Origin of the sequence: Simiduia litorea (genome assembly GCF_042853465.1) — a bacterium.
Classification (GTDB): domain Bacteria; phylum Pseudomonadota; class Gammaproteobacteria; order Pseudomonadales; family Cellvibrionaceae; genus Simiduia; species Simiduia litorea.
Genome location: NZ_AP031497.1, coordinates 361,398 through 372,582, shown reverse-complemented (window position 1 = coordinate 372,582; position 11,185 = coordinate 361,398). Strand labels below are relative to the sequence as shown.

At 48.2% G+C, this 11,185-nt stretch carries 8 protein-coding genes; 5 read left to right on the top strand and 3 right to left on the bottom strand.

Annotated elements, in window-relative coordinates:
- Window positions 1-301 precede the first annotated feature (301 nt).
- On the bottom strand, window positions 302-3,007 hold the full coding sequence (locus ACGHTT_RS01650) for a PQQ-binding-like beta-propeller repeat protein (RefSeq protein ID WP_390593127.1): 2,706 nt from the start codon (window positions 3,005-3,007) through the stop codon (window positions 302-304).
- Between the two features lie 1,048 nt (window positions 3,008-4,055).
- Between ACGHTT_RS01650 and ACGHTT_RS01645 the strand changes: the two genes are divergently transcribed.
- From ACGHTT_RS01645 to phbB, 5 genes are all read left to right on the top strand, one after another.
- Window positions 4,056-4,394, top strand: coding sequence for a hypothetical protein (locus tag ACGHTT_RS01645; RefSeq protein ID WP_390593126.1), 339 nt, complete (start codon window positions 4,056-4,058; stop codon window positions 4,392-4,394).
- A 201-nt stretch (window positions 4,395-4,595) separates the two neighbouring features.
- Window positions 4,596-5,153, top strand: a complete 558-nt coding sequence (locus ACGHTT_RS01640) for an outer membrane beta-barrel protein (protein ID WP_390593125.1) — start codon at window positions 4,596-4,598, stop codon at window positions 5,151-5,153.
- Window positions 5,154-5,531: 378 nt separating this feature from the next.
- The gene (locus ACGHTT_RS01635; RefSeq protein ID WP_390593124.1) at window positions 5,532-6,929 is read left to right on the top strand and encodes a diguanylate cyclase; all 1,398 of its coding nucleotides are present in this window, start codon (window positions 5,532-5,534) and stop codon (window positions 6,927-6,929) included.
- Between the two features lie 504 nt (window positions 6,930-7,433).
- The gene (locus ACGHTT_RS01630; protein WP_390593123.1) at window positions 7,434-8,654 is read left to right on the top strand and encodes a thiolase C-terminal domain-containing protein; all 1,221 of its coding nucleotides are present in this window, start codon (window positions 7,434-7,436) and stop codon (window positions 8,652-8,654) included.
- 18 nt (window positions 8,655-8,672) lie between these two features.
- Window positions 8,673-9,416 (top strand): acetoacetyl-CoA reductase, encoded by a 744-nt coding sequence (gene phbB, locus ACGHTT_RS01625; protein WP_390593122.1) that lies wholly within the window; start codon window positions 8,673-8,675, stop codon window positions 9,414-9,416.
- Window positions 9,417-9,484: 68 nt separating this feature from the next.
- Here the strand turns inward: phbB and ACGHTT_RS01620 are convergent, their stop codons facing one another.
- Together ACGHTT_RS01620 and ACGHTT_RS01615 are read right to left on the bottom strand one after the other, a co-directional pair.
- Window positions 9,485-10,702, bottom strand: coding sequence for a polyhydroxyalkanoate depolymerase (locus ACGHTT_RS01620; protein ID WP_390593121.1), 1,218 nt, complete (start codon window positions 10,700-10,702; stop codon window positions 9,485-9,487).
- A 56-nt stretch (window positions 10,703-10,758) separates the two neighbouring features.
- The gene (locus ACGHTT_RS01615) at window positions 10,759-11,121 is read right to left on the bottom strand and encodes a phasin family protein (RefSeq protein WP_390593120.1); all 363 of its coding nucleotides are present in this window, start codon (window positions 11,119-11,121) and stop codon (window positions 10,759-10,761) included.
- Between the last annotated feature and the right edge of the window lie 64 nt (window positions 11,122-11,185).

Here is an 11,185-nt window from a genome sequence, read left to right as displayed (position 1 = left end):
CCACTTGCCCAACTTTCAATAGGAGTGGATCCATAGGCCGCGTCATTTACGCTTTCATAAACGTCTATTTTGAAATTTGAAATTCCATATAAGCAAGATATATAAAAACAATAGGATTTAGCTTTCGCGACAACACTATAGATGCCGTCTGAACTATTCTGACCATCACTGACAGTTATCTCTACATTGTTATAAGCACTAGCTTGAAAAGATGCAAAGAGGATCACAAAAGCAGCTATTGCCTTCATGGATTTTAATAAATTCAACTTGACGCGCACAAATAAAATTATTTTTATTTTTTTCATTTGAGCGCCCTCCGCCACATTACTCTGTCCCCTTGTGCCGAATTACTCACATCCAATTTTATCAGCTCACCTTGTTCACTTTTCACCAACACTTGATTGTTAGCGACACTCGTTGGGGCCGAAATAATTGGAGCGTCAGAAATATTTAGTGACCAATTTATACTGCCAGTTAATCTATCTACTGCGTATATAAAACCGGCATAAGTCACAGCAAAGATTGTATTACCGCCTGCACCTAACACCGGTGATGCAATCACGGCGCCTTCAGTGTCAGCCTGCCAAATAGTGGCACCATCCGAACCAACCGCCTTGACCATGCCACTACCATGCGAGGTCAGCCCGGTGCGCGAAGCAACGCCCACATAAATCACACCATCAACTACCAGCGGTGTGCCTTGCGTCATGCCGCCCAAATCTAACGTCCACTCAACGTCACCGGTCGTGCTGAGCTTTGATATACCACCATCGCTGTCGCCCACTAAGGTTGTTCCGTCGTCCGCAACCACTAAAGACGCCGCCACGCCCAAGCTTTGCACGGGTGTGGCCGTCGGTTCGATCCACAGCGGCGCTGGAGGCGGGGTTAATACTTCGATCACCACAATGCGCTCCTGCGTTTCACTCTCAGATTCGGCAAGCAATGTGTAACGGGTGGTAATCAATGGCGCCACGCTGACGGTGCCCTGGCGACCTAAATCTGAAATCACATTGGCGTTGGCATCATTTTTTATTGAAACAGTTGCAGGCCCCTGAACGTGCCAGTTCAACTGCGCTTGCGTGTTGTTCGCAGGAACCTGAACGGTTGAGCTGCTGAAACTGACGATTAAAAGGGCGGGTGTATCCGAGGCCATCAGAGGATCTGTACCTGCCGCTTGCTCTTCAGCATCTGTGTAACCATCGCCATCTGTATCGCGCTGGTAGGCGTCACAACCCTGTTCATTGACCGACTCACCTAATGCCGAGTCTGCGCATTCATCGGCATAATCCGCCACCATATCTAAATCCGCGTCAACCGATATTGAAAGGGCTACATCAGTCTGGTGTCCGGCAAAATCCTTCGCGCTGGCTTGAAGTTCAATAACAGCGGCGGAAGTAAAAGCACTTGAAAATTGACAATGAAACTCAGCGCCGCTGGGCTGGCAGCTTGCCTGGGCCATTCCCCACTTTAGAGACACTGAGGCGGGATCGATGCCAATTTGATCTGTGACCGCCAACCGAATGACCGGCCGAAGGTTACTGACAAGTTGATTATTCGAGTGCGATAGAAAGGCTATTTGTGGGCTATCGAAATCCAAATTTACTTGTATATCAAGATTACTAGCATTACCCGCAACATCGGTCACCACAGCGGATGCACTTTGCTTCCGGCCAGGCTCTGTAAACGCTATTGGTTCTGGGCACATGCTGATACCGCTGACCTCATCACTGCAGGTAAATTGAAATGTGACAGGCTGACCAAACCAAGCTGTTGGTGAAGCGGCTATAGACGGTTGAGCGATGATGTTAGGTGGAGTGGAATCCAACTGAACTGTAAGCGGCAGCACGCTCTCGTTACCGGCGTTGTCTGTAGCCGACAATTGCAGCTGATTTACTCCATCTTGGGTAACGGCGATATTGTCGGAGCAGGTCGCTACTCCACTCAGTGCATCAGTACAAATGGACTGAACCGTCACGGATGCTTTATGCCATCCAGCGTTATTCGGCTCTTGCGACAACGCAGGCGCCAATTCAGGGCTGGTTAAATCGATATTGACCGCGACATCAAGAGTTGTGGTATGGCCGGCTACATCAAGAGCAATAAGCGACGCAGTTTGACCAACACCTTCGAACTCAAACACTGATTGCCCTGCACACCGAGCGATACCACTTTCAGCATCAAGACATTCTGGCGTAATAGTGACCGGCGTGTTATTCCAACCTAGATTGTTTGCGGGAACGGACCAGATGGCCGTTATGACGGGAGGCTGTGTATCCACTACATGCGTGGTTACCATCGAGCTCAAATCAAATTGTGTTCCATTACGCAGTAACACCTTCGCCAGAAATTGATGTTGCCCCTGTGCAAGCGAACCCAGATCAAAGGGCTCAGCGGCAGTATTTATACCTCCAGCGAGATCGAAGGGTTCCGCATCCTCTATGCGGAAAAGATTGCCATCAATGTAAAACTCCACACTCTGGATCTCGAATGAATTTTCAACAAAGGCGTAGATTTCGCCTGAAAGATTGCTGCCAAGAAGGGGTTGCGGAGCAGACCTGTCGCTAACTGAGGAATATAAAAACTGCACGGGTAAAGGCGGATTGCTTTGACCAGTAACAACGATATCGGCAATGAGCTCGATCTGCGGCGTGCCGGGCGCAAAGTAGACCTGTGCTGTTATACGATGCGAGCCAGTGCTTAAGCCAGAAATATCAAATGGGCGAGCAGATGAATTAGAATTAGTGCCGGCAAAGTCATAGGGCACCACTCTTTCCGTCTGAAGGAGGACACCGTCCACATAAAATTGCACCCGAGTAATGCTTGGATCACTCTCTACAAAAATGTACACATTTCCAACGGGAGAGGTACCATCTAATGGGTAAGCATCCGCCCGATCAGGTGACGAGGAGGCGTAGAGATCCAATCCCCCAGGTACGGAACCAAACACCGCGCCACAAAATACCAAGCCCGCAACACTGAGTGCAGCCTGCATAAAATGTTTTAACATCCCGACAACCCTTGAATATCTAGAACTCTTGATGTGAGCCTGACGAGAATTTAGCGAGATCTTGAGGTACAGCGAGGGAGCGCAACTGCGCTTAGAGAAGCACAAAAGAATGGCATCCGTCCTTAGATCTAAAACTAGTCCCTACCAACTCGATATATACAGCGCCTCCTTTATACCCTAACAGATAGAATGCAGTAAAGTGCTATGGCACTTCTGTGTTGAAGGTAAAGCCGTGGGGCCGTCACTTTTCGATCAATTATCTACCGACACCTATATTGGAGTTACTATGTGATTCTCAGACTAGACCCAAATCATGAGCTGTAAATTCATGCATACGTATTCATCCCATATTAGCAACAAAATTCAAATTCAGAAAAATCGAATAAAAGAAACATGCACCACAGTGCCAGATTATACTGGGCCGCTATTTATATTAAGCAACCGCCTCTTCGAAATCGACCTTAGGTATAAATAAAATTACTCGTTACATCAAAAGGTTCGTTATGACAGTTATTGCCTTTAAATAGCAGGGCAACCGCCACTTTATGGCTCTCCTATTTTAGAGCCGTTTAAAATTGCAACTTATGTGAAGACATATATCGATAAATTTGCCCATTTAGGGGTCAAACCACCAGCCACTTTATGAATCACCCGATAGAAGGTCAGGGCCTTTTTATTCGAGGTCAGATAAACGCGATCGAGCACTAGGATCATCTACCGGACAGTGGAATAAACGCCGACAGCCCTCCGGCTGACTGCCTTATTCTGATATAACTTTAAGCTCCCGTCTTTGGTCTATGCATGCAATCGAGACAAGAGAGCTTTGACGTGCGCCGCTTTAGCGCACAGACACGATTAGATCACCAACATTGAGCAGCACACCGAAAACTCACCGATAACACGACCATTAGTTTTAACTTTCGCTAAAAACATAACTAAATATTATTGGATATGAAATTAGATTTGCTCCTCAATACAAGAGGCGTTCAGGTTAGGACGCACTGTCACGGAAATCTTAGATAACCCCTAAATCGCGAGAAAATGGACTATGAATGCTCGTAATTTTTTGATGCTACTCGCCTGCCTAGTATCTGTATGTACAGTCTCACACGCCGACATACTGGAAGATAAATTATTCTCCTGCTCCGCGAAGGCGCTGCAAAGTAATGTAACCAAAATAAGCGATCCCAATGAGGCTATCAGCCAGGCACTTGCCGAGTGCCATCAAGCTCATGCAGATTACTACCAAGCTTGGCTCAGCAAACTAGAAAAACTAGGGTTTTCTCCAACCAAACATCTTGGCACTTTGGTTTCAGTGCATAGCTATCGAACTGCATTGACCTACTTAAATCAACATTACCCGCAAATAAAAGATAAAAATGTTTAAAAGAACGCTAGTTATCGCTTAACAAAACAGTAATCTACTCTACCTTTTTCATTAAAACATCGTTTCCTAGCAACAGGGATAGAGAGTATTTGCTGCCGGTATTAGCGGTTTATTCCAACCTGCATTAGGGTTTGTTCAGGTTCGGTTCAGGTTCGCGGCGGTATAAAGGAGGCCTCTTTATTCAACCGCTAGGATCGAAACATGAAAATCAAGACATCACACATTTCTGCGTTCACAGCCACCCTGCTTGCCGCCGCTTTGTCTCAAAGTGCGCTAGCCGGAAGCGATTCAGGTTTTTATCTGGGCGGCTCTGTCGGTAGCGCGCAACTCAATTTCGACAGTTTCGACGACTACATAGACGACTCAGATACCGGCTACAAATTTTTTGCTGGCTACAACTTTGGCTTGCTACCCATGGTCGATATCGCGCTGGAAGGTAGCTATGTGGATTTTGGCAGTCAGTACGGTGAGCTGCTCAATGACACCACACGTTTTTCCAATACGGCGGCACAACTGCATTTGGTGGGCGGCCTAGACCTAGGCCCGGTGGGATTATTTGCCAAAGCCGGTGTATCGGACTGGGAGACAAAATTCACCAACGGCGATTACCGCGGCAAAGCGACAGGTTCAGACCCCGCTTACGGCATTGGCGCTAAATTTCAGGTGGCATCCTTTCAACTGAGAGCAGAGTACGAACGGGTTAAACTGGATGATGCCGACATGGATTTCTATTCCATTGGCGCCGCTTATACATTCTAGTAATTGAGCGTGGCATGGCGTGATTCATGCCACGCTTTTCATGTAACGAATTACCTTTACGTGTACCGTATTGCGACAAAACTTCATTGCCCAACGGCATGGCATCTTCGACCACGCAACCAACTCATCCGCGGCACTGTCAAACTGACAACAACATTAGCAACCAGCTAATGGACGCAGCATTCAACACTCAAGCCAACCATCGATCTATACTGAAAAAACCTTACGATTAACGGCTAAAATTCGGCCAAGCTTTCGAGTTACTTATCGCCATTCGGTCTTATAAATAAATTCGATATCGCTATCGAGTATACCGCCAATGTGAATTTAAGCGCCAATTTAGCTAGGCTTACCGAAGCAACCCGAGAAAGAGCACGAATGGACACTCACGCGTTTACAAATGTTGGGCTTCTCAAACTATTGGAAAATGCCAATATAGGTGTTGTGATCCACGGTGCAGATACAACGGTTATTTATGCAAACCCCACCGCACTTAGATTATTGAGATTATCCTACGATCAAATTATCGGCAAAGACGCACTAGACCCTCAATGGCGCTTCATCGATGAACAAGGCATCCCTTTACCGCCCAGTGAGTATCCCGTGAATCGCGCCCTTCATTCGGACAATGCTGTTCGCGACCAAACACTCGGCGTAACAGACTCTAGCAACCCCGATGTTGTATGGTTTTCAGTTAATGCTTACGTGGAACGTCAGCAAGCCAATGAAAACGGCTTTGTGATCGTCAGCTTTGTGGATATTACCGATAGAAAATCCGAATTTTCTTTTGCCGACATTTTGCATAATACTCAGGATATCGTCATCGTTACCGAGGCGGAGGACGTCGACGCTCCCTTCGGACCTAAAGTTGTCTACGTTAACAAGGCCTTTGAGTCGCTTACAGGATTTTCTGCCGATGAGATCATTGGCGAGACGCCGCGTTTGCTACAAGGTAAGGATACATCAGCCGAGACCAAGAAAAACATTCGCGCCGCTCTGGATGCCAAAAAACCCTGCCGAGAAAAAATACTTAACTACACAAAAACCGGAACGCCCTACTGGCTTGATCTCAGTATCATTCCACTCACTAATCGATACGGCGAAGTCACGCATTTTGCCGCTATAGAGCGCGATATAACGCAGAGCACCTACTACAGCGAAAGACTAGAACAGCGCAATAGCGACCTAAAAGTCATGCGCGAAGAACTTGAGCTCATCATCAAAGATCGAACGGAACAGTTACGGCAAAAAAATGCAGAACTGCAAAGGCTAGCCTATGACGATCACATGACAGGACTACCAAACAGAAAAGCCTTTTTTCAACTAGCGGAAACACAGCTCACACGTACACAGCGCCACAACCAAATTTGTGCGGTAGCCATTTTAGATATCGACTTCTTTAAAGCTATAAATGATAATTTTGGCCACGATGAGGGCGATAAAACCATTATTGCCGTGGCAAAAACCATAAGGGATAGTTTGCGTGCAGAAGATGCCTGCGGACGCATTGGCGGCGAGGAATTCGCCATGGCCATCGTGGCCGAGTCAAGTCAGTCGGCACCACTCTTATTTGAGCGTGTCAGACAAAATATTGCGGCACAAACCCTTTCAATGAGCCACGGTGGCATTACCGTTAGTATCGGCTACGTCCAAGCCATCAGCTCTACCAATCTAAACCTCACTCAACTAATGGGCCTTGCTGATAAGGCTCTCTACTCGGCAAAAAACGATGGTAGAAATAAGGTTAGCGTCTACCAAATTCAGAGCGAAATATAAGCAGCCGAAATAGCATTCACTGCCCACTAAGAAATTATTCAATATAACCAAAGCAGTAACGCCAAGCCGAATGTAGCGATTCCTATCTGCGACACTGGGGTAAACCCAACATCTACTCATACAACCCTTTAACAACAATACAGTTTAACTAAGACTGTACCGAACTATCACTACAGAAAAATGATTAAGCAATGTAGTTTTTGTGGCTCTTTTTAGCGCATTGAAGCGATCGAAAAATGAGATTAGCTTTGTATTGGTGCGCCACCAAGAAATTTCCATTCAGTGCTAAAGATTAACTACCCGCCCTGGCAATAGCTGGTACGTAAGTCATTTATTTTTATCCAAACAAGTTATGACTAATCACTCCCATATTACCAAAAGTGATCAAAAAACAGATAATCCCATTTATTTCCGTAAAATTTCCCTGACACCTCACTTCCTCTCGCCACTGTAAACGATCAGTCACAATCCCGGCGCAAACTTTGCAAACAGGAAGGAACATCAATGTTCATTTTTAAGGCTGGGAAATCACACAACAACATCAGGGTTAGCACCATGGAAGAGGTTTTTATACTTAACGCAGGCAGGGTGCCCGCGGTGAAACAGGACGTAGACGACGTAGCGCGCTTAGCAGCACGCGCCATCGCCCCGCTAATGGACGCCGCAGTTTTTGCACGCGAAGAAGTTACGGCACTCTACGTAGGCAATATGCTGTCTGGTATTTTATCGCACCAACAATTACTCGCACCCTTGATTGCGCAACACGCCAAACTCACTGGCTGCGAAGCAATTACGGCGGAGGCAGCGTGCGGCTCCGGCGCTGCGGCTATGCGCCAGGGTGTGATGGCGATAGCCAGCGGCTTTCACCATTTGGTCGTCGTGGCCGGTGCCGAGCAAATGAGCCGCAATAGTCGCGACGAAGTCAGCCGCGGCTTAGCTACCGCGTCCTGCTGGGAGCGCGAGGGCGGCAAGGGCGAAACATTTATCACGTTGAACGCCCGCATCATGAAAGCATACATGGATACTTACGCGACTGAGCGCTCTGCGTTCTCTCATTTTGCCGTGAACGCCCATGAAAATGCCTCCAAGAACCACTGTGCCATGCTGCAAAAAACGATTACCGCCGACGACTATGATGCCGGCCGAATGTTAGCCGACCCCATCGGCCTATTTGATGCGCCACCCATTTGCGACGGTGCCAGCGCACTGCTTCTGGGCAATAAAGACATGGCCTTACGAGCGCAGCGTTTAGGAATGCCAGTGGTAAAAGTGCTGGCCTCCACCTGTGCGACCGACGCCCTGGCCATTGAAGATCGCCAAGACCCGTTAGCACTCGCCGCGGCACGCGACTCTTTCAAAAAAGCTTACAAAATAAGCGGTGTAACGCCTGCCGATATCGACGTCTTTGAGCCACACGATGCCTACACCGTTATGACTGCACTGAGCCTCGAAGCCGCTGGTTTTTCAAAACCGGGGACGGCTACACATATGGCGGCCGAGGGCATGTTCACGAAAACGGGCAGTTTACCTATCACCAGTTTCGGCGGCTTAAAAGCCCGCGGTCATCCAGTGGGCGCAACCGGCGTCTATCAATTGGCGGAGTGTTTTTTACAGCTCACCGAACAAGCCGGTGAATTACAGATCCCGGGCGCTACCTTAGCTATGACGCAAAATCTCGGCGGCGCAGCCGGCTCGGCTTTTACTCACATTTTGGAACGCATTTAATCGCATAGGAGCAGGACCATGATTGCAACAGCACCCACCACCAATAGACTGGCACTGGTTACCGGCGGCACGCGCGGCATTGGCGAAGCCATTAGTATTGCTTTGCACAACGAGGGCTACCGCGTACTCGCCAGCTTCCAACGCAACCACGAAGTGGCGCAGGCATTTTCCCAGCGCACGGGTATCCCGGTATTTAAATTCGATGCGTCGGATTTTGAAGCCACGCAACAATCAATACGCACCATTGAAGCCGATATGGGGCCCATTGATATATTGGTCAATAATGCCGGTATCACTCGCGATGGTGTCATGCACAAAATGTCGCCGCAAAATTGGCACGACGTAATCGAAACGAATTTGTCCTCCTGCTTTTATACCTGCCATGCCGTTATGACAGGTATGCGCGAGCGAAAATTTGGCCGCATCGTAAATATCAGCTCCATCAACGGCCTTGAGGGTCAGTTTGGTCAAACGAACTATGCCGCTGCGAAAGCTGGCATGTGTGGTTTCACTAAATCCCTCGCCAAGGAATCGGCCCGCTCCGGCATTACCGTCAACGCCGTCGCGCCAGGCTATGTAGACACAGAAATGGTGCGCGCCATTGCCCCGGACGTGTTGCAAAAAATTATTGAAAAAATACCCGTCGGTCGCTTGGCTAAGCCAGAAGATGTTGCACGTTGTGTCAACTTTTTAGTGGCCGATGATGCCGACTTCATCACCGGCACAACACTTTCGGTCAATGGCGGCCAATCGATGGCTTAACGTCGATGGCTGATGTAGCACAGAGCGAAAAAATCTTGGCGATGTAGACATACATTCGCCAAGGCTTTTTACAATTCGCTGTGCTTATGGATAAATTCGGTAATCAGTGGTCGAATATGTAAACGGAATTTTGAACCGCTGAAAATTCCGTAGTGTCCAGCGCCTTCCTGCAAATGGTGACGCCGCATTTTTTTAGGGATATTCTTGCAGATATCCTGCGCGGCCTCGGTTTGACCAATACCGCAAATATCGTCGATAGCGCCTTCCACCGTAAGTAGTGCGGTGTTATGAATACCTAAAAAATCTACCGGCTTACCGTAATACGTAATTGCGTTGCGAGCTATTTCGTTGTTTTTAAAGACCCGCTCTATGGTTTCTAAATAAAATTCAGCGGGTATATCTAACACGGCTAAATATTCATCGTAAAAGGCTCTGAAGCGATCCGCATCTTCCTCCTCGCCAATCATTAAATTTTGATAGAAGTTGTACAACTTTTTCGCGTGTGTATCGGGGTTCATGCTAAGAAAGCCACCCAGCTGTAAAAAACCTGGGTAAACGCGGCGTCCCTCGCCGGGGTAGCCTTTTGGCACCGTCATGATGGCAAAATTACGAAACCAATCCATGGGGTGCTCTTGCGCATACTGATTAACGCGGCTGGGATTGCGCGAACAATCAATAGGCCCGGCCATTAAGGTTAGCGATTTGGGTGTAGCTGGGCTTTTTCGCTCCGCCATGACCGCTGTTGCTATCAGCGCTTGAACCGTCGGTTGGCAAATAGCGATCACATGGGTGTTTTCGCCCAACAGCTCAATGAATTCAATCAGATAGTCCACATAGGCATCAAAACAAAATTCACCCTCTGTTACCGGCACTTCGCGCGCGTCCAGCCAATCGGTGATATACACCTCGTGATCGGGCAACAACGCTTCCACCGTGCCCTTTGTTAGTGTTGCGTGATGACCGGACAAGGGCGCCACTAGCAGCACTTTATTTTTATCCTCGCGTCCACGTCGTTTGAAATGAATTAAATTACAGAAGGGTTTTTCGTGTTCGATACGCTCGTACACACCCACAGAGCGGTCGTCGATAGTCACTTCACGAATATCGAAAGCCTGCTTTTCATAGCGCTGAGTTAACCGCAACCCCATCTCCAGGCTTGCGCAAAAGGCGCGACCAACGGGTGTATGAGTGAGCGGATGCTGGTCGGTTAAGTGCTTTAAAAAATTGAAGGACTCGTGCCAGACGCGCAGACCATTGGCGTAGGTTTCAAAGGTTTGATAACGCATGATCGGCTCCCAAACAGAGAGCCCCAACAGCGTTGGGGCTAAAACAACGGCGTTGACTAGCTAGCTTTAGGTGCGCTTTTCGGCGCAGCTTTGCCAGCCGGCACACTGTGCGCGAACAGGTCTTTGTAGGTTTCAGCAGTTTGTTCTTGCGCCTCAGATAGAATCCCATAAACATCCTTAGCGGCACTGGTGAACTTTTCCTGTAGGCCTTCGAGAAAGCTCTTGTTGCTCTCCATATAGGCGCTCACATCCTTTTGCCCACTCAAACCCTTGGTGTACGTCATCGTGTCATTGACCACGCCACTCAACAGCGCCGTGTGGTGCTGTGTCAATTTTTCAAAGGTCTGGATGTTTACCGCCATCAAGTTGTTGGCGGGCTTCATTGCGGACTGGAACTGCTCGGTAAGTTGTTCAAACATGGCCTTGCTCCTGTGTGATTTGCTGCGCTGCAGCATACGGTTCTCACAGAGTAGGAAAGCCCTG